Annotated in this window: 25 protein-coding genes; 4 read left to right on the top strand and 21 right to left on the bottom strand. The window is 43.0% G+C overall.

The features are described from left to right. Positions 1-78: 78 nt before the first annotated feature. The 8 genes from emrB to proV all read right to left on the bottom strand — a co-directional run bounded on the left by emrB (position 79) and on the right by proV (position 8,372). Entirely contained in the window at positions 79-1,620 is a 1,542-nt protein-coding gene (gene emrB, locus AB204_RS04625; protein WP_047962209.1) for a multidrug efflux MFS transporter permease subunit EmrB, read from the bottom strand. A gap of 10 nt (positions 1,621-1,630) precedes the next feature. Next, positions 1,631-2,833 (bottom strand): multidrug efflux MFS transporter periplasmic adaptor subunit EmrA, encoded by a 1,203-nt coding sequence (gene emrA, locus AB204_RS04620; protein ID WP_200898197.1) that lies wholly within the window; start codon positions 2,831-2,833, stop codon positions 1,631-1,633. Between the two features lie 232 nt (positions 2,834-3,065). After that, the gene (gene mprA / locus AB204_RS04615) at positions 3,066-3,581 is read right to left on the bottom strand and encodes a transcriptional repressor MprA (RefSeq protein ID WP_047962208.1); all 516 of its coding nucleotides are present in this window, start codon (positions 3,579-3,581) and stop codon (positions 3,066-3,068) included. Between the two features lie 129 nt (positions 3,582-3,710). Then, the gene (gene ygaH, locus AB204_RS04610; RefSeq protein WP_047962207.1) at positions 3,711-4,046 is read right to left on the bottom strand and encodes an L-valine transporter subunit YgaH; all 336 of its coding nucleotides are present in this window, start codon (positions 4,044-4,046) and stop codon (positions 3,711-3,713) included. Next, positions 4,039-4,830, bottom strand: a complete 792-nt coding sequence (locus AB204_RS04605; RefSeq protein WP_084728527.1) for an AzlC family ABC transporter permease — start codon at positions 4,828-4,830, stop codon at positions 4,039-4,041. Before AB204_RS04605 ends, ygaH begins: the two co-directional genes overlap by 8 nt. A gap of 198 nt (positions 4,831-5,028) precedes the next feature. Beyond that, complete coding sequence (gene proX, locus AB204_RS04600) at positions 5,029-6,063, bottom strand: glycine betaine/L-proline ABC transporter substrate-binding protein ProX (RefSeq protein ID WP_161796536.1); 1,035 nt, start codon at positions 6,061-6,063, stop codon at positions 5,029-5,031. Next, complete coding sequence (proW, locus tag AB204_RS04595) at positions 6,023-7,180, bottom strand: glycine betaine/L-proline ABC transporter permease ProW (protein WP_084728526.1); 1,158 nt, start codon at positions 7,178-7,180, stop codon at positions 6,023-6,025. Before proW ends, proX begins: the two co-directional genes overlap by 41 nt. Then, on the bottom strand, positions 7,170-8,372 hold the full coding sequence (gene proV, locus AB204_RS04590) for a glycine betaine/L-proline ABC transporter ATP-binding protein ProV (protein ID WP_047962206.1): 1,203 nt from the start codon (positions 8,370-8,372) through the stop codon (positions 7,170-7,172). The genes proW and proV overlap by 11 nt, the downstream gene beginning before the upstream one ends. Positions 8,373-9,573: 1,201 nt before the next feature. On the opposite strand from proV, the gene AB204_RS04585 reads away from it, so the two are divergent. Together AB204_RS04585 and cspE are read left to right on the top strand one after the other, a co-directional pair. Further along, positions 9,574-10,059: a methylated-DNA--[protein]-cysteine S-methyltransferase gene (locus AB204_RS04585; protein ID WP_047962205.1), complete on the top strand. Its 486-nt coding sequence runs from the start codon at positions 9,574-9,576 to the stop codon at positions 10,057-10,059. A 188-nt stretch (positions 10,060-10,247) separates the two neighbouring features. Then, positions 10,248-10,457 carry a transcription antiterminator/RNA stability regulator CspE gene (cspE, locus tag AB204_RS04580; RefSeq protein ID WP_047962204.1) on the top strand — a complete coding sequence of 70 codons (210 nt, stop codon included), beginning with the start codon at positions 10,248-10,250 and terminating at the stop codon, positions 10,455-10,457. A 79-nt stretch (positions 10,458-10,536) separates the two neighbouring features. Here the strand turns inward: cspE and crcB are convergent, their stop codons facing one another. The 3 genes from crcB to lipB all read right to left on the bottom strand — a co-directional run bounded on the left by crcB (position 10,537) and on the right by lipB (position 12,646). Then, positions 10,537-10,911 (bottom strand): fluoride efflux transporter CrcB, encoded by a 375-nt coding sequence (crcB, locus tag AB204_RS04575; protein ID WP_047962203.1) that lies wholly within the window; start codon positions 10,909-10,911, stop codon positions 10,537-10,539. A 16-nt stretch (positions 10,912-10,927) separates the two neighbouring features. Continuing rightward, the gene (lipA, locus tag AB204_RS04570; protein WP_047962202.1) at positions 10,928-11,893 is read right to left on the bottom strand and encodes a lipoyl synthase; all 966 of its coding nucleotides are present in this window, start codon (positions 11,891-11,893) and stop codon (positions 10,928-10,930) included. Between the two features lie 117 nt (positions 11,894-12,010). Beyond that, positions 12,011-12,646, bottom strand: a complete 636-nt coding sequence (lipB, locus tag AB204_RS04565; protein ID WP_047962218.1) for a lipoyl(octanoyl) transferase LipB — start codon at positions 12,644-12,646, stop codon at positions 12,011-12,013. Positions 12,647-12,827: 181 nt separating this feature from the next. Between lipB and AB204_RS04560 the strand changes: the two genes are divergently transcribed. Both AB204_RS04560 and AB204_RS04555 read left to right on the top strand, forming a co-directional pair. Next, the gene (locus AB204_RS04560; RefSeq protein ID WP_047962201.1) at positions 12,828-14,288 is read left to right on the top strand and encodes a TrkH family potassium uptake protein; all 1,461 of its coding nucleotides are present in this window, start codon (positions 12,828-12,830) and stop codon (positions 14,286-14,288) included. Positions 14,289-14,616: 328 nt separating this feature from the next. Further along, positions 14,617-15,540, top strand: coding sequence for a siderophore-interacting protein (locus tag AB204_RS04555; protein WP_047962200.1), 924 nt, complete (start codon positions 14,617-14,619; stop codon positions 15,538-15,540). 73 nt (positions 15,541-15,613) lie between these two features. Here AB204_RS04555 and ybeD read toward each other — a convergent pair whose 3' ends face one another. From ybeD to lptE, 10 genes are all read right to left on the bottom strand, one after another. Continuing rightward, positions 15,614-15,877, bottom strand: a complete 264-nt coding sequence (gene ybeD / locus AB204_RS04550; protein WP_047962199.1) for a DUF493 family protein YbeD — start codon at positions 15,875-15,877, stop codon at positions 15,614-15,616. 108 nt (positions 15,878-15,985) lie between these two features. Beyond that, positions 15,986-17,194, bottom strand: coding sequence for a D-alanyl-D-alanine carboxypeptidase DacA (gene dacA / locus AB204_RS04545; RefSeq protein WP_047962198.1), 1,209 nt, complete (start codon positions 17,192-17,194; stop codon positions 15,986-15,988). 321 nt (positions 17,195-17,515) lie between these two features. After that, positions 17,516-18,511, bottom strand: a complete 996-nt coding sequence (rlpA, locus tag AB204_RS04535; RefSeq protein ID WP_047962196.1) for an endolytic peptidoglycan transglycosylase RlpA — start codon at positions 18,509-18,511, stop codon at positions 17,516-17,518. Between the two features lie 12 nt (positions 18,512-18,523). Further along, the gene (gene mrdB / locus AB204_RS04530) at positions 18,524-19,636 is read right to left on the bottom strand and encodes a peptidoglycan glycosyltransferase MrdB (RefSeq protein WP_047962195.1); all 1,113 of its coding nucleotides are present in this window, start codon (positions 19,634-19,636) and stop codon (positions 18,524-18,526) included. 8 nt (positions 19,637-19,644) lie between these two features. Continuing rightward, entirely contained in the window at positions 19,645-21,570 is a 1,926-nt protein-coding gene (gene mrdA / locus AB204_RS04525) for a peptidoglycan DD-transpeptidase MrdA (protein ID WP_047962194.1), read from the bottom strand. Between the two features lie 36 nt (positions 21,571-21,606). Beyond that, complete coding sequence (gene rlmH / locus AB204_RS04520; RefSeq protein WP_047962193.1) at positions 21,607-22,077, bottom strand: 23S rRNA (pseudouridine(1915)-N(3))-methyltransferase RlmH; 471 nt, start codon at positions 22,075-22,077, stop codon at positions 21,607-21,609. A 2-nt stretch (positions 22,078-22,079) separates the two neighbouring features. After that, complete coding sequence (rsfS, locus tag AB204_RS04515) at positions 22,080-22,406, bottom strand: ribosome silencing factor (RefSeq protein ID WP_084728529.1); 327 nt, start codon at positions 22,404-22,406, stop codon at positions 22,080-22,082. 106 nt (positions 22,407-22,512) lie between these two features. After that, entirely contained in the window at positions 22,513-23,226 is a 714-nt protein-coding gene (gene nadD, locus AB204_RS04510) for a nicotinate-nucleotide adenylyltransferase (RefSeq protein ID WP_084728524.1), read from the bottom strand. Continuing rightward, entirely contained in the window at positions 23,219-24,250 is a 1,032-nt protein-coding gene (holA, locus tag AB204_RS04505) for a DNA polymerase III subunit delta (RefSeq protein ID WP_047962191.1), read from the bottom strand. Before holA ends, nadD begins: the two co-directional genes overlap by 8 nt. Then, positions 24,247-24,792 (bottom strand): LPS assembly lipoprotein LptE, encoded by a 546-nt coding sequence (lptE, locus tag AB204_RS04500; RefSeq protein WP_200898198.1) that lies wholly within the window; start codon positions 24,790-24,792, stop codon positions 24,247-24,249. The genes holA and lptE overlap by 4 nt, the downstream gene beginning before the upstream one ends. Positions 24,793-24,829 lie beyond the last annotated feature (37 nt).

Below are 24,829 nucleotides of genomic sequence, written 5' to 3'. Positions count from 1 at the left end.
TCTTGATAGTAAGCATAATCCAATATTTTTCATAACGGGAGCGGATGCTCCCGTTACTATCAAAGCTAATCAATAACTTTAATGTGCTCCGCTTTGGTCTTGTTTCCCCACAGAAAATGGCGGTTTTGCCATCCAAACCAATAATGTCAAAATAAGGAACATACCTGCTGACAGCCAAAAAATTTCATTGGCAGAAATAATTAATCCTTGTTGGGTGATCTGTTTTGCCAGATAAGCTGCGATCTGCGTATCATTCATGCCTAACTGACTTAATTGGTGATGAATTTGTTGATAATTCGGGTTATATGGATTGATGTATTCAGTAAGGTTTGAATGGTGTATCGATTCACGCTGTGTCCACATTGTGGTTGTGAGGGATGTGCCGATTGAACCGGCCAATATACGGGTAAAATTTGACAGACTGGAAGCCGAAGCCATTTGCTCTGGTGCAAGCCCTGATAAGGTAATGGTTGTCAGTGGCATAAAGAAACATACCATAGCAAGTCCCTGAAAAAATTGAGGCCATGCAGCGGTAGCAAAATCCATACCCGGCTCAAATGTATATGCCCGCCAATAGAAACAAACAGTATAAGTGACGAAACTGAATGTCACGATGTAGCGCATATCTATTTTATGCCCAAATTTACCAATAATTGGGGAAAGCAACAGCGGCAACAACCCGACAGGCGCAGCCGCAAAGCCAGCCCACGTTGCGGTATAGCCGAAAACTTCTTGCAATAATTGTGGCAGCAAAACAATCGAACCGAAGTACATCATGAAGCCAAGACTGATGCTCAATGTTCCAATAGAAAAATTGCGCCTCTTAAACAGCGATAGATCGATGATCGGGTGATCATCAGTCAGTTCCCATATAATTAAGAATGTCAGTGCAATCACTGCAATAAGAGTGAGGATTATAATTTCGGTAGAATTAAACCAGTCAAGCTCCTTACCTTGGTCGAGCATGGTTTGCAGGCAACCTATGCCAATCACCAGCAAAAATAATCCTACAATATCAATTGGTTTAATCGCAGTTTCTGTTTCCCGGCCGCGCAATATTTGCATGACGGCAAAGATAATAGCGATACCAATGGGGATGTTAATGAAGAAAATCCATCCCCATTGGTAGTTATCACTGATATATCCCCCTAAGATAGGGCCGCAAATAGGCGCAACAACTATCATCACTGACCAAAGCGCTAAGGCCATGTTTCGCTTAGCTGGTGGGTAGTTATTGAGTAACAAACTTTGGCAAAGAGGAAGTACCGGTCCTGCTGCGAGTCCTTGAATGATACGGAATAAAATTAGCATACCGAGGCTATTGGAAACACCACATAGCCAAGATGCAAGCGTAAAAATCGCAGTAGCCCAGAGGAACAGTTTCACTTCACCAAAACGCTTTGCCAGCCAGCCCGTGATTGGTATAGAAATGGCGTTTGCGACACCAAAAGAAGTGATGACCCATGTTCCCTGCGAGATTGAAGCCCCTAAATTACCCGCAATCGTCGGGATAGCAACGTTGGCAATGGTGGAATCGAGAACAAGCATGAAAGTTGCCATTGCCAGTGAAATGGTCAGAAGGGCAAGTTTTGCGCCTGTCAGTGGTTCTCTGTTTCCCATAACTCTCCCCTTAAATCGGGTTTCCTAAGTTACTATTAATGACGTCAGTAACTATTTGGTTGGCAGGAACCATATCTATCGTCAACGCATTTGTGTGATAGGCAGGAAGAGAGCGTTCGGTGGTTGCCAGCGTAGTTCCATCGGTGTTTGCTGTATCCACGTTGATTGTTGTTGATAAGCCAATGCGCAGGGGATGCTGTTTTAATTGTTCAGCATCAATCTCAATACGGACGGGTAGACGTTGAATCACTTTAATCCAGTTACCGCTGGCGTTTTGTGCCGGCAATAAAGAAAAGGCACTACCGGTTCCCATATCAATACCTGCAACTTTGCCCGTATAAACAACATTTTTGCCATAGAAATCACTGATGATTGTGGCTGGTTGCCCGATACGCATATTTGCAAGCTGAGTTTCTTTGAAATTGGCTTCAACCCACATATTGTTGGCAGGAACGATAGCCATTAGTGGTGTCCCTGAATTAATGCGGGAACCAACTTGAACGCTACGGCGTGCAACATAGCCATCGACAGGGCTGACAATTTTGGTTCTCTGTAAAGCAAGCCAGGCGTCACGAACACCAGATGCGGCTTTTTCAACAGCAGGTTGTTTTTCCAATGGTGTATCTAAAATAGTTGCCTGATTGCTTTTGTATTGCGCAATGGCAATATCCAGATCTGCTTGAGCAGTTGAAACATTTTCACGCATATGTTGCAACTCTTCTTTGCCGATCATTTCCTTGGCTCCCAGCACTTCTCTCCGGTTAAGGTCACTTTGTGCTTTCTTGAGCGCGATTTTTTTCAACTCAATGGTTGCCTGATATTTTTTACTGTCGATCATGCGCTGATGAGTGATTCGAACAGTATTCGCCAATTCATTTTCAGCTTTTTTCAGAGCTAATTCAGCGTCACGGGCATCAAGCTGTATCAGGACATGCCCACTTTTTACATAATCAGTATTGTCAAAATTAACGGTAATCACACTTCCCGCAACTTGCGACATGATTTGTACTTGGTTGCCTGTTACATAGGCATTATCAGTTTCTTGGTGATGACGTAAAACGAGAAACCAGTAAACGGTATAAATGACACCAAGAGTGAGGAAGAGTAGCGTCAGTGACGTAATGATATTGCGGCGCTGCCGTTTCTTATTACTACTTTTTTGGCTCGTTTTTGGATTTGACGGCGAGAGCTGCATGTTCTCACTAGCACTCATAGAGAATCTCCGTATTTTTTATTCACTAATATTATTGTGATGACTGCACTAAACACGCCTCCAGTAGTGTGTAGACACTACTGGAGGCGTGAGCGATATGGATTCAAATATTATCTGAAGATAATAGTTAGCCATATGAGGTATCTGATGATACTGGCTAGCGGAAAAGTTTTTTTAGGTCATGTTGCTATAACATGTTTATTGATTCAAAACTGATCAGAAATAGAGATGATTACTTATTAAAACAATCACCAATATTATCTAATTGATTCAATACTTTTCTCATCAATTTTTCTAACTGTTTTTGCTCCTCCAGTTCGAGAATGGACCAAAGTTTAACCAGGCACTCATGCTGGGGTGGGAGTAAACCATTCAAGAAACTTGAACCTTTTTCGGTTAGATGAAGATGGAGGCAACGGCGATCATTATGGCTCTCCTTTCTTTCTATCCAGCCTTGCTTTTCTAATTCATCTGCAATTCGGGTTGCATTTGTACGGGAAGAGCCCAATGCCGCACTGAGTTCTGATGGCTGAATACTACGACTTTCTTTGGTATCCAGAATCATCAGAGCCATAAACAAGGTTTCATTGATTCCTTGTGCTTTCAGCATGTTGTTACGATTTTCCAGAATTTTGCTCTGGACATGCATTGACAAGCGAGTGAGTAATATCTCTTGATAGGGCAAACTTTTTTGCTGTGCAACACGGCAATTAAGTAACTCTTCTGTGGGAGTGAATGAACTTTCCATTGTTTAGATACCTTATTAGTTTCAACCGGTAAAGTAACGTCTGTTAAAAACCCTACAAATACTATATTAAAAGTTAAATTTAGCAATTGTAGTTATTTATTATCATCATATTTCTTTAAATATTGATACCTAATTCATAAATACCTTGAATATTACCCCAAAAACAGCAGCACCCGATAGTGTGGAAATGATGATGCTTTTGGTTTTGTAGAAACATAAGCAGATAGTCAGGCACCCTATTAGGGTTGGTATCAATTTATTGTGTTCTTTCATCACGTCAGGGATACCTGAAACGATGAGAAGCGAGCAAATTGATGCAACGCCAATGCTATCCAGTATGACGCCCATTTTTCCCGCTTTTGCGGTAGGTGAGCGATTAGCACCTAAACGCAGGGGAAGATAGCGGAATAGAAAGTTGGCAATGCCCACAATAAGGCCGATAAGAAGTATTTTATTATCAATCATATGATGTGCTTTTACTCAACTGTGCGTTTTTGGCTTGCAGAAGGGCTGCTAAACAGCCTCCCATGATCCCTGCAAGAATGGCGATGGGGATTGAGAAAAGTGTCACACCGACTAAAGCTCCCAATAAGGCAGCGGTAACACAGTAGCTATTCTGTTTTTTGAAGGAGGCTAATAAGAAACTGAGAAACAGTGCGGGAAGCATAAACGTCATTGCTGCTTCAATCGCTGGATATGAGTCCAGATAACCATTACCCAATACAGTTCCTGCCACAGTACCCAGCACCCAAGAGAGCCAAGAACATAGGGCAATGGCGATCATCCAATTTTCACTCCAACTGCGCTGGTCTTTTATTAATTTAGTTGTTGCTGCGGCAAAAACCTCATCTGTCAGGCCAAAAGCCCAAATAATGGTTTTCTTTTCTGATAAGGTTTGTTTAATGCGATAGCGTAAAGCAGGGCCATACAGAATATGGCGAATATCCATCGCCATCACCGTTAAGGCGGAAACCCACAATGACATACCTGCGCTAAGTAGGGCGGTGATCACAAACTGGCTGGCCCCTGCATAAATGACGCAGGAAAAAAATATGGCTTCTAAAGGTGTAAACCCCAGTTTGACTGCGCTTAGGCCAAATGCAAACGAGATGGGAACATAGCCGATGACAATAGGGAGACTATCAAAAATCCCTTCTTTGAATGAAGAAATTCCGTTTGGGTGAGGTTCTTCGAGGGGGGATGTATCAGATATTGGTATGTCAGGTGCGGATTTATCGGATGTTTGCATGGAATATTTTGTTTTTTTGTTAATAGATAAAGTAACATTAACAAAATATGATGAAAGTGAAAATATGAAATGTATAAATTATTTAACTAATGTTATTTAGAATAAAGGGTTTAAGGCGAATTTGAGATAAAAAGAGGAAAGCCGTGAAGTTTTGTTAATATTTTCACGGCGCTATTGGTATAGAGGAAGTGCAGAGAGTCAATTGCTTTGATGAGCTGCATTTCTGGCTGCGTTTAACCAGCCATCCACGGTTTTCTGGTGTGCTTTAATCCAGCCTTCGGCCTGACGTTCAATATCAGCTTCAGAAATTTTAACACTGTGCATACGCTGATTTTGCGCGTTGATATCAGTAACCGGTAATTTCATGACAGCAAAAAGCATTGCGGCAGCGGGATTCTTTTCTGTCCATGCTTTGTTTGCCACGATATGCATGGTACTGGGAGGAAAACCATAGTTACGGCCGTTAGGTAATTGAGTATCAATGGATTCGCCATCGCCGAGGGCAGAAAAAGGAACTTGCAGCCAGATGACATCTTTTCCGGGTTTCAGTACATCACTGACCCAATAAGGTGTCCAGGTATAATAAAGGATCGGTTTGCCTTCCCGATAACGGGCAATAGTATCTGCCATCATGGCAGCATAGTTTCCTTGGTTATGTTCCACGGTATTTTTCAATCCATAAGCTTTTAACTGGCGGTTAATCGCTTTTTCACACCCCCAACCAGGATTACAACCGGTTAAATCTGCTTTGCCATCTCCATTACTATCGAACAGCTTAGCAAGTTTAGGATCTCTGAGCTGGGCTATATTGGTGATTTGGTATTGTTCTGCGGTTTTTTTATCGATGAGATACCCTTGAACCGCGTTTTCGACATATTTTCCCTTGCGATAAAATATATTATCGCCTCCAGCCGCTTTATATTGAGCATTATGGAGCGGCTCCCAATTGACGGACATAAAAGTGGCATCACCGGAGGCAATGGAAGCATAAGCGACGTTATAATCAACCTCTTTGATTGGTTTGACGTCATAACCGAGTTTTTCCAATGCCTTGCAGACAATTAATGTCTGAAATGTTTCTTCACTGATTGTACTTTGGAGTGGCTGTACACTGATGCCCTTGCCCGGAAGTTCAGCAGCAAATAAGGAAAGGCTCATGAATGCTGACAGGATTACTCCTAAGACTGCCCCCTTATTTATGATTTTTTTGCATAAAGCTATCATGCTGCGCATGATTATCTCCTCCGTTATATATCGGGCCAGATATCTTTTTTTGTGGATTTTTGGGGTAAGAAAATTTTTGTTTGGCTGAGGATAACAATAGGTTCAGTAATTCTATTGGTCCTGAGTGATACCAATGGCCTTTTCTGGCTCGAGTATTTTTTCCCAGAGATTGAGTCAGGCGGTCAAGGATAATGGCAAGAATGACAATTCCCATTCCTCCAACAGATGCCAGCCCTATATCAAGACGGCCAATACCGCGCAAAACCATCTGTCCCAGACCACCCACTGCGATCATAGAAGAAATGACAACCATGGAAAGTGCTAGCATCAATGTTTGGTTCACTCCTGCCATAATTGTAGGCATGGCTTGTGGAAGCTGAACTTTGAACAACATTTGCCGTGGGCTTGCACCAAATGCTTTGGCAGCTTCAATCAAATCATCGGGAACCTGTTTGATTCCCAGAATTGTCAACCGAATCATGGGAGGTAAAGCAAAAATGATAGTTACCATGACACCTGGCACATTACCGATACCGAATAACATCACGATTGGGATCAGATAAACAAAAGCAGGTGTTGTCTGCATAGCATCCAACAAGGGACGAATCATTTTGGCAACCCGATCATTGCGAGCTAACCAAATCCCGAGAGGCAGTCCGAGCAGAATACAGAACAGCAGGGCGGTAAGTACCAATGCCATGGTTATCATGGCTTCTGACCATGCCCCAATTGCACCAATGAGAATCAGTGAAATGAAGGAAATGCCGCCCATTTTTGCTCCAGCGAGCTGCCATGCCAGAAATGCAAAAAACACAATGGTAATGGGGGCTGGTGTTGTGATCAGGAATTGTTCAAAGCCATTGAGGATAAAATCTACGGGAACGCGGATTGCCTGAAACACAGGTCGGAAGTGCACAACAATCCAATCGACAATATTGGTCACCCATGAATCAAACGGAATGAGTTTGTGTTGAAAAGGTGACATGATATTAAAGTGCTCTGGCGGGATATCGCTGGTTGTATTTAGCCAATCATAGTTTCCTGATGGAGAGGCAGTGGCAGTATCCATCCAGGGATCACTGATGATTGTCGAATCAGTGTTTATTTGTGGAGGATTATTTTTCATTGGGTGCCTCTTTATCTAAGGCTTGTAACAAAATTCCTTTGGAAATAACGCCTAAATAACGGCCATTATCTCCAACAACAGGAACTGCACAGGGAGATTGCACCACGGTGGATATCAATTCATTCAGTGGAGTTTCTGCGGAGACAGCAGTTGGTTTTTCCAATATGGCATGTTCGATGGTTTTTCCCTCTGCCAATGCCTGTTGTAGAGAATTGACAGACACTACGCCAATAAACTTCTGGCCCTTTTCGATCAGATAGCCATAGTTTCTATCCTCATTATCCAACACTTTCAGAGCAGAGCGGGGACCGAAACCTGCGGTGATATAGAGTAGAGATTCTGGTCGGCGGCGGGCAATATCTTTTGCTGAGAACACATGGCTGATGTCTACGCCACGGAAGAAAGCCCTGACATAATCATTCGCAGGATTATTCAGGATTTCATCAGGTGTACCTACTTGTACAACGATACCGCCTTGCATGATAGCAATACGATTGCCGATACGCATCGCTTCATCTAAATCGTGGGAAATGAAAACAATAGTGCGCTGTTGCTCTCCCTGTAGGCGCAATAATTCATCTTGCATTTCGGTGCGGATCAGAGGATCGAGAGCTGAGAATGCCTCATCCATTAATAAAATATCGGGGTTGTTGGCTAATGCTCTGGCTAATCCAATACGTTGTTGCATACCGCCAGAAAGTTCGTCGGGATATGACAGAGCATAATTTTCCAGATTTACTTGTTTCAGCGTTTCAAGTGCTTTTTGATGACGTTTTGCTTTGGAAATACCGGCAAGTTCCATTCCGAATGCAGTATTTTCCAAAACATTCAAATGCGGCATGAGTGCAAATGATTGGAAAACCATACTGACCTTATTACGGCGAACATTGCGTAACTGGGTTTCTGTCATGGCTGAAATATCTTCGCCATCGATGAGTACCTGACCTTTGGTTGGCTTTATCAGGCGATTGAGAAGACGTACTAGCGTGGACTTACCTGAACCAGATAACCCCATGATCACAAATATTTCGCCTTCTTCAATAGCCAGATTGGCATCCTGCACACCGACGGTTAATCCTGTTTTTTCAAATATTTGCTCTTTACTGAGGCCAGAAGATAATAATTTAAATGCTGGTTCAGGAGGATCACCGAATATTTTATAAAGGTTCTTAACTTCAAGTTTAATTGTCATGTAAAAATATTTTCCTGTTGTTGATGATATATTGTATTTGGTTGCTCCAATGCTATTTTCCCAATACATACCCTAACATATCGAAATAAACGGACAATACCTTATCTGGATTTATTAAGAAATAATTGACGTTTCTTATAAGAGATTGATGAATTCATAAGCAAGGCTATATATCAACTTGATTAAGGTTTTTTTGAGGTAAGAAATTAATCTGGTGTGATTTTTTATATCTTTTTGTTATTTAATTAATTTTTTGTCTGCGATGCGATGGTTTTTAATATGACTTGATGGTGTGAATCATATTTATTGGTTTTTTTTGACTTTTTCTTTAAATTTAAAAAATTAACCGTGTAAATTATCTTAATTAAATATTTGTCCATGTTTATCTTATTGATTTTTTGAATTATTGTTTTTATAGAAAGGTAGCTATTCAAGATTGAAAGTGATGTGATTTCTGATAATGATGTTATTTATAATTCTTGTCATTGGTTATGTGAATCCAAGCTTGATAAACACTAAATCGTAGTGCCACTGAATAAAGACGTTCCCCCACCAAATGAAGTCGATGATTGTCATTAGCTAATATGACAAAAAAACAGGAATACGATAGAAAACAGGGGCATGCAGGAAACAGAAGCATGGCAGGAGACAGGAGTTCACTTCAGTAATGAATAATCTTCATCACATCCTATTTTGCTGTGAAAGCTTTTAATAGCTAGATATAACAAGGTTTTTCGCATCATTGATTCATGGCGTACAGTGTAGTGTATGCCTTTCGTCATTCATTTGTTGTTTGGCTGGGTGAGTTTATTTACCACAATCTATTGGTTTTATACCACAGTGTTTGCCATAAATGATAACGCTTCTAGTAAAATTTCTTGGTGGTATATATTATTAACAATAATAAAAACTAACACTTGTGTATCATATTGAGATAATTCATTTTTGAAATCACTGCTATATATAGCGTTAATTAAGAATATTTTATCTATATGTGGTGTTTTTAGCTTTTTTAAATGATCGGCATTAAAAATAAGGTGTCATAACTTATTGGCAGAGCCATAATTTTAATTGTCAGAGGGCGCGATGGTTTCTTTATCAAATTGTCAGATGTGTAACCGAATTCATCATTGCAAATTGATGAACGAGGGATTTAGGCTAGTACTGAAATTTTCGATAATAAATTAAATGGAGGTAGTTTATGTACCATCATTACCTGAATACTCCAGAAGGATTTCCCAAGCCTTATGTACATATCACTGCGGATGATGAAGGAGTAACGAGCATTTATTTCGTTAATGAAAAGAAAGAACTAGAATCTAAGAATGTGATTACTAAGCAGTGTGCAAAAGAGTTACAGGAATATTTCAAAGGAAAGCGGCTGACGTTTACAGTCCCTTTAAGTATGCGGGGAACTGAATTCCAGAAACGAGTCTGGCAGCAGCTATGCAACATTCCTTATGGTGAGATGTGGAGTTATAAACAATTGGCACTAACGTTGGGTTCAGTAAATTATTGTCGTGCGGTCGGCATGGCAAATTCACGCAATCCAATTTCATTGATTGTACCTTGCCATAGAGTAATTGGTCATGATGGTAAGCTAGTTGGTTATACCGGCGGGTTGGATATCAAAGAATGGCTGCTGGAACATGAAAAAGGTAGAAAGGCAAAAAGTAAACAAAGCTGAAATAAGACGCTAATTTATTTGTGAAATCACTATTGGCGTATAAAATCAGTCAATGTGACTAAACGAAAAGTACGTTTTTTTGCACTTTGTATATATTTCGTGATCTATGTTGCAGACAATAGACTATATTATTTGTTGTACTGTACATGACGCTAAGTTTGTGTCTTTTTTTATTAAAGGTAAGTTTGATGTCAAAAATTAAAGGTAACGTTAAGTGGTTTAATGAATCCAAAGGGTTCGGTTTTATCACTCCAGAAGATGGTAGTAAAGATGTTTTTGTACACTTTTCCGCCATTCAGTCTAACGGATTCAAGACTCTGACCGAAGGTCAACAAGTAGAGTTTGATATTACTGAGGGTGAAAAAGGTCCATCTGCTGCAAACGTTGTCGCAATCTAATTTCAACCCCCGTATTCTTAAAACCCGTTCTTAGCAACGGGTTTTTTATCTTTTGTCAGTGTTGAATTTTAGCAGGGCACTAAAGTTTGTTCATAACGGCAAAAGCAAGCCCTGTCATCAGTAACGAGCCTATCACATTTGCCAGCACAGCAAGCAGTGCCCAGCTTATCTTTCCTGCCTGTAATAGATAAACCACTTCAGCGGAGAAGGTAGAGAAGGTCGTCAGGCCGCCACAGAAGCCCGTGGTTAGCATTAATTTCCAAACAGGATCAAGGTGCGTCGTTTTATTGAAATAAGCCAACCCTAATCCAATGATAAATGCGCCGATGCAATTAGCCGTCAGCGTACCAACGGCAATTGGGGAAGAAGGGGCGTTTAGGCGGAGGCTGATGAGCCAGCGTAACACGCTACCCAAGCCACCACCGATAAATACAGCAAATACAATATTCATCATTGGTGATGGCAATAGATTATTTGACTTCCATACCTTTGGCCTGCAAATCGGCATGGTAAGAAGAACGAACAAATGGGCCACAAGCTGCATGGGTAAAGCCCATTTCTAATGCGGCTTCTTTCATTTCTTCAAATTCAGCCGGACTTACATAACGCTGGACTGGTAAGTGATGGCGACTTGGCTGTAAATATTGTCCCAAAGTCAGCATGGTGACACCATGACGACGCAAGTCACGCATAACTTCTAAAATTTCTTCATTGGTTTCGCCCAATCCCACCATCAGACCTGATTTAGTCGGGATATCAGGGTGAGCTTCCTTGAATCTTTCCAGTAGTTTCAATGACCACTCATAGTTAGCGCCCGGACGAACCTGACGATAAACCCGAGGTACGTTTTCCAGATTATGGTTGAATACATCAGGTGGCGTTGCGGTCAGGATTTCCAGTGCACGATCCATGCGACCACGGAAATCTGGCACTAAAGTTTCGATTCTAATCGAAGGATTTTTTTCGCGAATGGCTGCGATACAGTCAGCAAAATGTTGTGCACCGCCATCGCGCAGGTCATCACGATCAACAGAGGTGATCACAACATAACGTAATCCCATGTCTTGAATGGTTTGCGCGAGTTTGATGGGTTCATCTGCATCAGGTGTATTCGGGCGACCATGTGCTACGTCACAGAATGGGCAGCGACGGGTACAGATGGCGCCAAGGATCATAAAGGTGGCGGTTCCGTGGTTAAAGCACTCAGCAAGGTTAGGGCAGGAGGCTTCTTCACAGACGGAATGCAACCCATTTTTGCGCATTGCAGCTTTGATGCCCTGAATGCGGCTGGAATCCGCAGGAAGTTTGATTTTCATCCACTCAGGTTTACGCAAGAGTGCTTCACGTTCTGTGGCAACTGTCTTCACAGGGATCAAAGCCATCTTGTCTGCATCGCGGTATTTGACACCGCGTTCCATCTGAATTGGTTTACTCATAATCGTGCCGGTTCCAGTTATATTCTTCAGATTTTGACTTACTGCCTGATGTGTATGACAAGGCGATCGAAGCAATAAATCCATTCAAATTTTTTTGAAAAATGTTAAAAAATTATATCATCTTTCATCGACGAGTTGAAATCCCAAGATCTGACAGAATTTTTCCACCAGAATGGGTTGTACATCTTCAATGGTCACTCCTGTGACAAAGTCACTGAGTTGGATCATTTGCATGCCAGCATAGCCGCACGGATTAATGCGGAAAAACGGCTGTAAGTCCATTGCAATATTCAGTGCCAGACCGTGGAAAGAGCATCCTTTACGGATACGCAGCCCAAGGGAACATATTTTGTTGCCTGAAACATAAACTCCGGGGGCATCTGGGCGGGCGTACGCTTCTACACCAAAATGAGCCAGAGTTTCGATCACTGTATTTTCAATTGAAGTGACCAATTGGCGAACTCCAATTTTTGAACGTTTCAAATCAATTAAGACATACATAACCTGTTGACCTGGGCCATGATAGGTGACTTGACCACCTCTATCCGATTGGATAACAGGGATATCTCCTGGCGCAAGTACATGCTCAGCTTTACCGGCTTGGCCTTGTGTAAATACTTTCTCATGTTGGACAAGCCAGATTTCGTCAGGTGTTTCCGCAGTACGCTGCTCAGTGAACTGGTGCATGGCATCAGAAACCGGCTCGTAAGGCTGAATACCTAACTGGCGTAAAATAACAGTGTTATGTTGCAATGGGACATCATCATTCGTTAACAAAAAGTGCCCGCCAGTATAACGTCCTAAGATGATTCCCACCAGTTTGAGAATGCCTTAAAGCAATAATATTGTTAATTAGACGAATATATTTTTATTTTGTATTATTATGGTTATATATTTTGATGATTTTCCCTTTAATCTCTGTTTGAGCTAACAGATGGTCAAAAAAAACCAATTTTTAATTGTTGGGCACCTTTGTAGTTTCCTGGTGCTCCTTTATAGTCTCTCGATGTTACTGCCTATTTTCGTGGCTCTGTTTTATAAGGAAAAAAGTGTTTTTGCTTTTTTTGAAACATTTGTCATTGGGTTGACTGTCGGGGGAGCCGGCTGGTATTTCACTCGTAAAACCAAAGCGCAACCCAGTACGCAAGATGGATTTCTTATCATTGTGCTATTTTGGTTGCTGTTTTCGTTACTCAGCGCCCTGCCTTTTATGCTCGACAAGAGCCTGAACATTAACCTTGTGGACGCAATGTTTGAAGGTATATCAGGCATTACGACGACAGGGGCAACGGTGCTGAATGATGTGTCTGCACTGCCTAATTCGGTACTCTATTATCGCGCCCAGCTCAATTTTATCGGTGGACTGGGAGTGATTGTCCTTGCTGTTGCCATCTTGCCATTATTGGGAATCGGTGGCACAAAACTCTATCAATCAGAAATGCCCGGCCCTTTCAAAGAAGAACGATTGACCCCGCGTCTTGCAGACAGTGCCAAAAGCTTATGGGTTGTTTACCTGTTGCTGGGGGGATTATGTTCGGTCAGTTTCTGGGCTGCGGGCATGTCATGGTTTGATGCTATTTGTCATGGTATCTCAACCGTTTCTTTGGGGGGATTTTCAACCCGTAACGAAAGCCTTGGTTATTATGACAGTGCAGCCATTGAAATGGTGGGGGGGATTTTCTCAGTATTGTCGGCAGTCAACTTTACGCTTTATTTCGTTGCTCTGACACGCAGGAGCCTGAAACCACTGCTAAAAAATGCTGAATTGCAATTCTTCTTGCTTGTGCTGGCGGGTGTGGTTTGCATTATTTGGTTGGAGCTATACCGTTCAGGTATGTATGGAGTGAAAGACTCATTCATTCATGGCTTTTTCATGACAAGCTCCATGATGACAGATAACGGTTTGGCAACCGCTGATTATGCCCAGTGGCCCCCTCATACCATACTGATGCTATTGGCGGTCAGTTTTTTTGGCGGCTGCGTAGGCTCAACCTGTGGCGGTATCAAAGCGCTTCGCTTTATGATCTTGGCAAAGCAGAGTGTTAGCGAAATTAACCAACTCATTCATCCAAATGCCATTTCAACGATCAAAATTGGTAAATCAGTGGTTCAGGAACGGGTGCTGCGTTCTGTCTGGGGCTTTTTCTTCCTTTATGTCTTTTTCAGTTGCTTTTTTATCTGGGCATTGAACCTGCTCGGTTATGATTTGGTGACTTCATTTGCCACTGTTGCGGCTTGTATCAATAACATGGGTATAGGATATGGTGCCACAGCACAAGGTTTTGGTAATCTTGATGCGGCAGCGAAATGGATGATGTGTGCCGCCATGTTGTTGGGAAGGCTGGAAATTTACCCAATACTGATTTTGTGCTCGAAAGCGTTTTGGCGTTTTTGAATCGAGTGTCTTTTTGAATCGAACGTAGATAGATAGCCGAATGATTTTTCCGTATTCGGCTATCTATGTTGTGCCGCCGGATAATCTGTTGATGTAGCTATTTTTTAGCAGGGTTCTATACATCAACACAGTGAATTCTCTTTTTACTGGCGCGCGAGCAGGCGAAGTAGAGAGTTGGGATAAATTAGTTCATTTAGCCAAAATAGCGATTAATAACGAACATGAGAATAATTATCATTACATGATTGATTTTGGTTTTCTTTTGAACTAGTGTTGATAACACTTTATTAATAATGAGAATAACAAACTTGTTTGTTACGATAATATTATGTCTTCAGCCTACTCTATTTTTAACTTGCGCCTGAAAGAGCGGATTACCATATCACCATCCATATTACGCTGTGTTTTCGAAGGCTCAGAAGTGCATAAAATGCAGCGATATGCACCTGATCAACGCATAAAGTTACTGTTTCCTCAGCCAAGTAACCCTTCATTAAAAGTCAAGGAGGGGAAAGATTGGTATAGTGATTACATGTCTATCCCTAAAGAAGAACGTCCTTGGATGAGAACTTACACATTAAGGGCGCTACGCGCGGAAGACAATGAAATGGATATCGAATTTGTTTTACATGGTGGAGACACGCCTGTATCCAATTGGCTGCGGCAGGCTAATCCAGGAGAACCTTTACAGATTGTTGCACCAAAAACAGATATCAATGATAGCCCAATGAACGGAGCGGATGGTTGCGAATGGAAACCGTCAGCTCAAGTCGATCAGGTGTTGTTGATTGCCGATGAAACGGCATTGCCAGCGGCATTAGGTATCCTTGAAGAATTATCACTGCTCGAAAATCCACCCGGCGTACAGGCATTTTTTGAAGTTCCTGAACCGGAAGATTGCCTCAATGTAGAACAATTCAAATTCGCCAATGTATTTTGGTTACCCCGTAAAGCCAAACAAGGATATACATACGGCGAATGTTTGTTAGAGGCAGTACGCGAGCACGTGACTCTTCCTGAATCCGTGTTTATTGAAGAACAATCCTTAACTGAAGTCACTTCCAATGACGGAACTCTGTGGGAAAGAGCAGAAGGTGAGAACAAAGCAAGCCTGTTTTATGCTTGGGTCGCGGCAGAATCATCTGCTGTAAAAAACCTTCGCCGTTATTTACTCCAAGAGCGTCATTTAGATCGAACGTTAATTAATTTTATGGCGTATTGGGCTAAGTCTCCACGAGATAACCACGCCTGAATTAAGTAAGAACAAACTCTATTAATTGCAGAAAAAACGCTGACCAAGAAATCAGCGTTTTTCAAAGATGCAATTACAGCACAACGCGCACTAATTCCAGATTACCCAATTCTTCATACAGTATTTCAACTTGCTCAATATGCGTAGCGTTGATAGTAATGGAAACTGAGTGGTAATTGCCTTTGCTGCTTGGTTTTACGACTGGAGAGTAATCACCCGGCGCATGACGCTGAACTACTTCAACAACTTGATCCACCAGCTCGGGTTGAGCTAAACCCATCACTTTATAGGTAAATGAGCAGGGGAACTCAAGCAGTTCATTTAATTTTGTTTTCATGGGCGTTCCTCATGTATTTGCCACGGCAAAGGGGATGATTTGCCGTGGTGTGATAATTTTCTGACAATATGTAACTAATATAGGGTTAAATACCTAACTTTCAATAGATTAACCAAACCAGTGGTGGAACATCAGTCGGATATAGTCAATCATACGGCTGAAAAAGCCGCCTTCTTGCACTTCATGCATCACAACCAATGGACGCTGCTCAATGGTTTTACCATCAAGCTGGAAAGCAATAGTTCCAACAACTTGATTTTTGGCGAGTGGTGCATGCAGTTCGGTATTATTCAATATGTAGCTGGCTTTCAAATCTTTCAGGCGACCGCGAGGGATCGTCAGGTAAACATCTTTATCAACGCCCAGTTGTACTTTATCAGTGTCACCAAACCAAATCGGTTCTGATGCAAATTCTTTACCTACTTGCAGTGGTGAAACTGTTTCGAAGAAGCGGAAGCCCCAGGTCAGTAATTTTTTGCTGTCAGTTTCACGCCCTTTGAACGTCGGGCTACCCATTACGGCAGAAATCAGGCGCATATTACCTTCGGTTGCAGAAGCAACGAGGTTATAACCCGCTCCACTAGTATGGCCTGTTTTAATGCCGTCAACGCTTAAACTTTTATCCCACAACAAGCCGTTACGGTTAGGCTGGCGAATGTTGTTGTAAGTAAATTCTTTTTCTTTGTAGATAGCATATTCATCCGGCACATCGCGGATTAACGCTTTCCCAATCAATGCCATATCATGAGCTGAACTATATTGACCATTAGCATCCAGCCCATGAACAGTTTGGAAGTGCGTGTTTTGCAGCCCTAAACTCTGTACGTATTTATTCATCAAGCTGACAAACGCATCTTGACTGCCTGCTACGTAGTCTGCCATTGCGACACAGGCATCATTGCCGGATTGCAGGTTGATACCACGGGATAGCATGGCAACAGAGACTTGGTCACCGGGCTTTAAAAACATTAAAGAGGAACCTTTAAATACCGGATTCCCTGTTGCCCAAGCATCTTTACCTACAGTAACGATATCATTCTGGCCGATTTTTCCTGATTTGATGGCCTGACCAATGACGTAACTGGTCATCATTTTGGTCAAGCTAGCGGGATCGCGGCGGACATCTGCATTTTTTTCGGCTAATACCTTTCCTGAATTGTAATCAATCAGAATATAGGCTTCTGAATCTAGTTCGGGAACACCGGGGATCATTGTTCTGAAATTATCATCCGTGTTGGCGAACGCAGAAACACTGGTAGCCAGAGCGATGCCTAAAGTGGCATTTTTAATAAAACGGGAAGTAACTATGTATTTCATGATTGATTAGATAACATCCGTGAGAAAGGGATTGATAATAAGCGATATCATAACAAATGAAAAAAAAGCTGACATTAAACAAAATTGGGTGAGTTGAAGGTTTACACTTTTTTACCCGTATTTTATTCACCACAATTTTATCTGCCTGCTGATAGGAATCAGATAATCCAGTCAGCAGGCAATGATGCCATTTATTTCTGTTGATATATACCATCGTCTTTCAGATTGCCGCTTTATTGGCTGGGCTCATCCTTAGCCATACTCTTAGGGTTTGCTCCCTTGTTGTTTCCCTACACCTTGAAATCCATTGGGTATATCGGATCAGGGCGCAACAATAAAAGAGGATTGATGCATTTGATCTATTAGTTTTTTTTGTAATTCCAAGGCTTGCTGGCGGCTGTTAAGTGGTCCCAATTGAACGCGATAGACATTGCCAAATTGGGTGGTACGGCCTTGCACGTTAAAACGCTGACTCAAAGATTGTTGCCATTCTTTAGCTTTTTGTTCAGCGCTGACAGCACCTACTTGTACCATATAACTGCCTGCCGGTACTGAATCAGGCGGTGTTTGGGGACTAGAAGATTCTTTTGAATCCGATGGTGTTGTCGCTGGTGGAGTAACAGGCTGGCTTTCTTTACCACCAGAAGGTTTTTGTTCAACAGCCGATTGATTGTCAGAATTCTGTGCTGAGGAATCACTTATTATGGGAGCCTTGATAAATGACCGAGAACTAATATTGGGTCTTTCAGGTAAGGCATAGCTCTGTTTGACAATAGTTGCCCCCTCCGTTCCTAAACCAAAGAGTGAGCCATCAGGCGCAACTTGAATACCCGCCAGTTTTACTTTGCTTTGTGGCATCAAGTTTAATCGCTCTGCTGCTGCACGTGATAATTCAATGATTTTTCCCGGCTTATTGTAAGGGCCTCGATCATTAATCCTGACAATCATCATGCGCCCATTACTTAAATTGGTGACGCGCACATAGCTTGGAATAGGTAACGTCGGGTGGGCAGCCGTTAAAGAATAAGGGCTGGCTCGTTCACCAATTGCGGTCATCTTTCCATTGGATTCTTCACCAAACCAGCTGGCATAACCTGTTTGGCTGAAATTAGCCGGATCTTGCACGATGCGATACGTTTGCCCATCCTTCTGATAATCCTGATTAGCGCTTGGATGATAAGGCTCATATTGAGGCTCAGCACCCAAAACATCACGGGTTGGGACAGGGGGAAGGGAAGATGCCCGGTCAGTGTCTGTTGTTGTACAGCCTGATATCAGTACCGCTAGGATGCTAAGTATAAGCCATTGTTGACGCATGAAACTTCTTCCTCATAAACTTTTGGATAATAATTTACGATGTGTATGTATCGACATGATAATGCCGAATCCCGCCATTAAGACAATCAATGCTGAACCTCCGTAACTAATTAGAGGCAAAGGGACGCCGACCACGGGTAGGATGCCGCTTACCATGCCAATATTAACGAAGACATAAACAAATAAAATAAGTATCAACCCGCCGACCATTACACGGCCGAAAGTATTTTGTGCTTTGGCAGCAATAAACAAGCCGCGCATAATGACCGTCAGGTAGAGCCCGAGCAAAACAAGAACACCTACCAACCCCAATTCTTCCGACAAAACGGCAAAAATAAAGTCAGTGTGTCGTTCGGGAAGAAATTCAAGTTGTGACTGTGTGCCTTGCAACCAACCTTTTCCGAATAAACCGCCTGAGCCGATGGCTATCTTGGATTGGATGATGTGGTAGCCTTTGCCCAGTGGATCACTTTCAGGATCCAGCAGCATCATAACGCGGTCGCGCTGATAATCGTGCATTAGGAAGAACCACAGTATTGGAATGAAACAGGCAACCAGTAAAACCGCAATGCCAATTAATTTCCAATTCATTCCTGCCAGAAACAGAATAAATATGCCAGAGGTCGCAACCAGAATGGACGTTCCCAGATCCGGTTGAGCTGCCACCAGAAGGGTAGGCAGAAAAGTCAGGAATAGTGCGATGCCCGTGTTTTTCAGAGAAGGTGGGCAAAGGTCACGGTTCATAAAACGAGCCACCATCAGAGGAACAGCAATTTTGGCAATTTCTGATGGCTGGAAGCGCACAATGCCCAAGTCTAACCAGCGTTGTGCCCCTTTACTAATCTGTCCAAAAACATCAACTAAAATCAGCAGAATGACGCATACAATGTAGAGGTAAGGGGCCCAATTTTCATATAAGCGTGGAGGCACTTGAGCCAAGACGATCATCACTATGAGCCCCATAATAACTTGTCCGACTTTGCGTTCCATCATATCGATGTCTTGTCCACTGGCGCTCCACATAATGAAAAGGCTGTAGGCCAGTAATGCCAGAATGCACAGTAGCAGTGGAATATCTATATGCATTCGGGTCCAGAAAGGAACCTTGTTTTGAGATTCGGTCATGGCTTTACTCAATTAGCTTGTGTTCTGGTCGCTGGTGTTCTGGGAGGCTGAACTCCTGTCGTCGCTGAAGCTGCGTCAGGAGAGGCAGTGTTGTTATCTTTGAGCAAGATATGATCCAGAATTTGGCGAACGATAGTGCCGACAGGTGGCCCTGAACCACCATTTTCCAGAATGATGGAAATGGCAACGGTTGGGTTGTCATAAGGTGCAAAGGCAATCATCAGCTTATGATCACGTAGATGTTCAGCAAGTTTGTTTGCATTATAAGTTTCATAACTGAAGACCTGAGCTGTACCTGATTTAGCTGCGGCTTTGTATGGTGTGCCCGCAAAGGCTCTGCGGGCAGTACCATTTGGAGCATTGGCAACGCCATACATGCCATCTTTGGCAATTTCCCAGTATCCAGAATGGATATCCCCAATCTGTTCGCTGGCTGGAGGTTGATAAGGTTGCATTTCGCCATTTACGCGAGTGCTTATCAAGAAATGTGGGGTCTTTACTTTTCCGTCATTGATCAATGTCATTAGGGCTTTTACCATCTGCATTGGAGTTGCAGTCCAGTATCCCTGACCGATGCCAACAGAAATGGTATCGCCTTGATACCACGGTTTTTTGTAGCGTTTGAGTTTCCATTCACGGGTAGGCATATTGCCCGGGTTTTCTTCTTTCAAATCAATGCCCGTAAATTGACCATAGCCAAATTTTGTCATCCATTCAGATAACCTATCAATGCCCATATCGTAAGCAACTTGATAGAAAAAAGTATCCGCTGATTCAACAATCGATTTATGAACATTCAATTTGCCATGTCCCCAGCGTATCCAGTCGCGGTAACGTTTATCTGATCCCGGCAGTTGCCACCAACCTGGATCGTTTATCGTGGTGTTTTTTGTAATGACATCACTGCTAAGGGCGGCGACAGCAATAAAAGGTTTTACCGTCGATGCGGGTGGATAAGCCCCTTGCGTTGCTCGGTTAATTAATGGGCGATTGGGATTGTTAAGCAGGATTTTATACTCTTTGCCCGATATGCCATCAACAAACATATTTGGATTGTAGCTTGGGTTGGATACCATAGCCAAAACTTCCCCGGTACGAGGATCGGTAACAACAACACCTGCACGGCTGGTTGTCAGTATCTTTTCAATGTAAGTTTGCAGCTCCAAATCGATTGACAGATAAATATCCTTGCCTGCCTGTGGAGGTTGTTCGTGCAGTTGGCGAATGACTCTGCCACGATTGTTAACTTCCACTTCTTCGTAGCCGGGTTTGCCATGCAAAATAGATTCATAATAACGCTCAATACCCAGTTTTCCGATATCATGGCTGGCAGCGTAGTCAGGCAAAATCCCCTCTTTATCGAGCCGTTCTACATCTTTATCGTTTATTTTAGCAACATAGCCGATTACATGGGTTAGGGCAGAGTCGTAAGGGTAATAACGGCGCTGGTATCCCTTGATTTCTAACCCCGTAAAACGGTATTGGTTGACAGAAAACCGTGCCACCTGAACCTGATCCAGTGGTGTTTTCAGTGGAATTGAAGTAAAGCGACGTGCGCGTTGGCGTTCTTTTTTGAAGGTTTCAATATCTTCATCAGTAAGGCCAACAACAGAGCGTAATTCTTCTAATGTCTTGTCAAGATCAGGGACTTTCTGTGGCACAATCTCTAACTGGTAAATGGTCCGGTTAGTTGCTAATGGTGTGCCGTTGCGGTCATAAATGATCCCACGACTTGGAGCGATGGGAACAAGCTTAATGCGGTTCCCATTTGAGCGGGTTTGGTAATCTTCGTGGCGTGTGATCTGGAGATTATAGAGATTGGCAATCAAAATGCCGGTTAAAATAACAATACCTATAAACGCCACAAGTGCGCGGCGTATGAATAGGGCTGATTCAGCCGAATGATCACGAAAAGGAGTTCGTTTCTTCTTCATCCCATTGCCAGAATTCACGGTGATAGATTACCCTATTTATTCCCGATGATAAGGGTGGTTAGTTGTGATGCTCCATGCTCGATAAAGGCTCTCTGCAACCAGAACCCGCACGAGGGGGTGTGGCATGGTCAGGGGAGAAAGCGACCAACTTTGTTCCGCGGCTGCTTTACAGGCCGGAGCCAAACCTTCAGGGCCACCAATCAGTAAACTGACATTTCTGCCATCCAGCTTCCAGCGGTCAAGCTGTTGCGCCAATTGAGGTGTGTCCCAACGAGAGCCGGGGATATCCAGAGTTACAATGCGATTGCCTTTACCAACAGCAGCCAACATCTGTTCGCCTTCCTTTTCCAGAATGCGCTTGATATCTGCGTTTTTACCGCGTTTTCCCGCTGGAATGTCAATCAGCTCAAAAGGCATATCCTTGGGAAAACGATTCAAGTAATCCATGAAGCCGGTCTGAACCCAGTCCGGCATCTTTGTTCCTACAGCGATCAGTTGTAACTTCAAACTCAACTCCAGAGTTTTTCCAGTTCATACATGCGACGGCTGTCTTCTTGCATGACATGAACCATAATTTCGCCGAGATCCACGACTATCCAGTCGGAAATCCCTTGCCCTTCAACACCTAGAGGCATGATGCCCGCTTCGCGGCAGTCATCAACGAGATTATCTGCTACAGACATCAGGTGACGACTTGATGTTCCGGTGCAGATAACCATGCAATCAGTAATGCTGGATTTTCCACGAACGTCTATAGAAACAATATCCTGTGCTTTGGAATCTTCAAGTTTATCAATAACAAATTGTTGTAGTTCTGTGCCTTGCAAAAGGATCACCTTTATTTTATAAAATTGGTTGAGTAACGCAGAATAATAGCATGCCAATCTCTGTAAAAGTAAGCAACTTGGCGGCAATTCGCTGTATGATTTCGCTATTGCTTATCTATTGCTTATATAGTCCCCATGAATCGATATAATTTTGTATCGATGGAGGGAGCAGATCATCACAACTTAGGCCTTGTTGGTGACGTTGGCGAATGTCTGTCGCCGAAATGTTTAATAGCGGAGTAGCGGCTAAGTAAATATAACCGTGTGGTTTTTGACTCAATGGAAATGGAGTATCAACTTGGTGATTTTCCAGCCATTGCTGCATTTCAGGGCTTGATAATTGCTTCTGATAACCCGGGCGGGAACAGACCAACAGATGGCAGATATCGAGCAATTCTTCCCATTTATACCATGTATGAATGGATTGTAATGAATCCTGCCCGATAATGAATGCCAATGGGCGTTCTTCTCCCGCTTCCTGACGAAAGGATTTCAATGTTTCCACTGTGTAAGATGGAGTTTGTCGCTCCAGTTCACGAGTATCCACAGTAAACAACGGATTATCCTGTACAGCCAGCCGAACCATTTCCAGCCGTTGTTGAGCACTCGCCTCTGGCTGGGGGCGATGTGGTGGAACGTGATTAGGCAGTAAAATCACCTGATTGAGTCCCACTAGCTGTGCCAATGCTTCCACAGGGCGCAAATGACCATAATGGATAGGATCGAAAGTGCCGCCAAACAGAGCCTGAATAATCGGGGCACCTGTATCGATTTTTGAATCAATGGTATTTATTGGGTCAGTCTTTATTAGGTCAATAGAATCAAGCATTCAGCAAGCTCTCTGGTAATGGTTTTCCGCATAACAGCATGGAAAGCGTTTCCAGGTCAGCCCAAATGGATTGGCTATAATCCTGTTTGACACGCAGTTCCATCTGGGTCAATAAATGTATGGCGGATTGCAGGTTTTGTTGTGACAGACGTTGTAACGCGGCTGTTAACAATGGCCGACGATTTTGCCAAACTTTGTGCTGATCAAATAATGTTTTCAAAGGGACTGTTTTACTTTGGCGTTTAAGTATCAACAGCAGCATTAACTCCCGCTGTATAGTACGAAGCAGGATGACAGCTTCGGTATCTTCTTGCCGGAGTTGTTTCAGTACATGCCATGCCCGTTTTATTTTTCCTGCCAGTAGAGCATCAACCCAATGATAGGGAGAAAAATGGGCAGCATCATTGACAGCTTCTTCAACGCGAAGAAGTGTCAGCCGATTATCGGGATGGAGCAGGGAAAGGCGTTCCAATGCCTGAGCCAGTGCCAATAAGTTCCCTTCATAGCAATAGCACAATAGCTGATTAGCTTCATCTTCCAGTGATAGCCCCATATTTTTAGCACGTTGAGCCACCCATTGAGGCAGACGATTTTGCTCTGGGGTCAGGCAACTGATGTATACGCCATTTTGCCCAACTGACTTGAACCACTGGCTATTTTCCTGCGCTTTAGTGAGCTTATGACCACGCAGTATCAGCAGGATATCTGAATGCAGTAACTCTGACAGCTTGATGAGTCTTTCTGACATTGAGGCATTCGGGCCATTTTCCGGTAGCAACAGGATGAGTGATTGACGGCTGGTAAACAGGCTCAGTGACTGACACAGACTGAAGATTTCATCCCAATCGGTATGGTTATCCAACGCGAAGGTGAAATGCTCCATAAAGCCATGTTGTTCAGCCACTCTGCGGATGCTGTCCTGACTTTCCTGTAATAGCAATGGCTCATTGCCCCATAGCAGATAGCAGCTTCGCAGCCCTTCATTGAGCTGCGAAAAAAGTTGTTCAGGATAAAGTCGGATCATTGTTTCTGTGTAGTCGCAGTTTTCTGTTTTTCTTCAGCTTTCAGAAGCTCTGCGCTATGAACAGTCAATAGCTGGCGCATAAGCTGATGGGCAGCTTGTTCGCGCATTTCCTGTTGAACCAATTCATTTTCTGCATCTTTTGCCAGTGCTTCCAGTGGGTTATCGAAGAAAGAGCGATCAACCCTTGCCTGCAATGGATAGATGCTGCCATCTGGCATCAGAACTTGAGCATTAACATACAGAATTAACTGGCGTTCAGCAGCTTTACCATCCTGAAAGACTGAAACAGTCTCTTTGTTTTCATTAGAGCCTAAAAGTTTCAGGATAGGTACTGAAGCATCACCATGTTCAACAATTTTGACATCGTTCAGGCGAAGTTGCTGACGTACCGAGCGTGCCAGAGGCCCGTAAGGGTCCCCTGAACTTAATTGTAATGTTTGAAGCTCTTTTGGTACTTGCGTTGTGCCGCGAAGGTGAAAACCGCAGCCAGCGGTGACCAACACCGCTAACCCGAGCAACAACGTGAAAATACGATGCCGCAGATTATTTCCTACCACATTTCTTTCCACTATATTTTTT

It is taken from the genome of Xenorhabdus khoisanae (assembly GCF_001037465.1).
GTDB lineage: Bacteria > Pseudomonadota > Gammaproteobacteria > Enterobacterales > Enterobacteriaceae > Xenorhabdus > Xenorhabdus khoisanae.
Note: the sequence above shows the minus strand (reverse complement) of the source record. Positions and strands in the feature narration are given on the sequence as shown.

Excerpts from the sequence above, each read along its gene's own strand:
- emrB (WP_047962209.1), bottom strand. The coding sequence starts at position 1,620 with ATGGGAAACAGAGAACCACTGACAGGCGCAAAACTTGCCCTTCTGACC.
- emrA (WP_200898197.1), bottom strand. The coding sequence starts at position 2,833 with ATGAGTGCTAGTGAGAACATGCAGCTCTCGCCGTCAAATCCAAAAACG.
- mprA (WP_047962208.1), bottom strand. The coding sequence starts at position 3,581 with ATGGAAAGTTCATTCACTCCCACAGAAGAGTTACTTAATTGCCGTGTT.
- ygaH (WP_047962207.1), bottom strand. The coding sequence starts at position 4,046 with ATGATTGATAATAAAATACTTCTTATCGGCCTTATTGTGGGCATTGCC.
- AB204_RS04605 (WP_084728527.1), bottom strand. The coding sequence starts at position 4,830 with ATGCAAACATCCGATAAATCCGCACCTGACATACCAATATCTGATACA.
- proX (WP_161796536.1), bottom strand. The coding sequence starts at position 6,063 with ATGCGCAGCATGATAGCTTTATGCAAAAAAATCATAAATAAGGGGGCA.
- proW (WP_084728526.1), bottom strand. The coding sequence starts at position 7,180 with ATGAAAAATAATCCTCCACAAATAAACACTGATTCGACAATCATCAGT.
- proV (WP_047962206.1), bottom strand. The coding sequence starts at position 8,372 with ATGACAATTAAACTTGAAGTTAAGAACCTTTATAAAATATTCGGTGAT.
- AB204_RS04585 (WP_047962205.1), top strand. The coding sequence starts at position 9,574 with ATGTACCATCATTACCTGAATACTCCAGAAGGATTTCCCAAGCCTTAT.
- cspE (WP_047962204.1), top strand. The coding sequence starts at position 10,248 with ATGTCAAAAATTAAAGGTAACGTTAAGTGGTTTAATGAATCCAAAGGG.
- crcB (WP_047962203.1), bottom strand. The coding sequence starts at position 10,911 with ATGATGAATATTGTATTTGCTGTATTTATCGGTGGTGGCTTGGGTAGC.
- lipA (WP_047962202.1), bottom strand. The coding sequence starts at position 11,893 with ATGAGTAAACCAATTCAGATGGAACGCGGTGTCAAATACCGCGATGCA.
- AB204_RS04560 (WP_047962201.1), top strand. The coding sequence starts at position 12,828 with ATGGTCAAAAAAAACCAATTTTTAATTGTTGGGCACCTTTGTAGTTTC.
- AB204_RS04555 (WP_047962200.1), top strand. The coding sequence starts at position 14,617 with ATGTCTTCAGCCTACTCTATTTTTAACTTGCGCCTGAAAGAGCGGATT.
- ybeD (WP_047962199.1), bottom strand. The coding sequence starts at position 15,877 with ATGAAAACAAAATTAAATGAACTGCTTGAGTTCCCCTGCTCATTTACC.
- dacA (WP_047962198.1), bottom strand. The coding sequence starts at position 17,194 with ATGAAATACATAGTTACTTCCCGTTTTATTAAAAATGCCACTTTAGGC.
- rlpA (WP_047962196.1), bottom strand. The coding sequence starts at position 18,511 with ATGCGTCAACAATGGCTTATACTTAGCATCCTAGCGGTACTGATATCA.
- mrdB (WP_047962195.1), bottom strand. The coding sequence starts at position 19,636 with ATGACCGAATCTCAAAACAAGGTTCCTTTCTGGACCCGAATGCATATA.
- mrdA (WP_047962194.1), bottom strand. The coding sequence starts at position 21,570 with ATGAAGAAGAAACGAACTCCTTTTCGTGATCATTCGGCTGAATCAGCC.
- nadD (WP_084728524.1), bottom strand. The coding sequence starts at position 23,226 with ATGCTTGATTCTATTGACCTAATAAAGACTGACCCAATAAATACCATT.
- holA (WP_047962191.1), bottom strand. The coding sequence starts at position 24,250 with ATGATCCGACTTTATCCTGAACAACTTTTTTCGCAGCTCAATGAAGGG.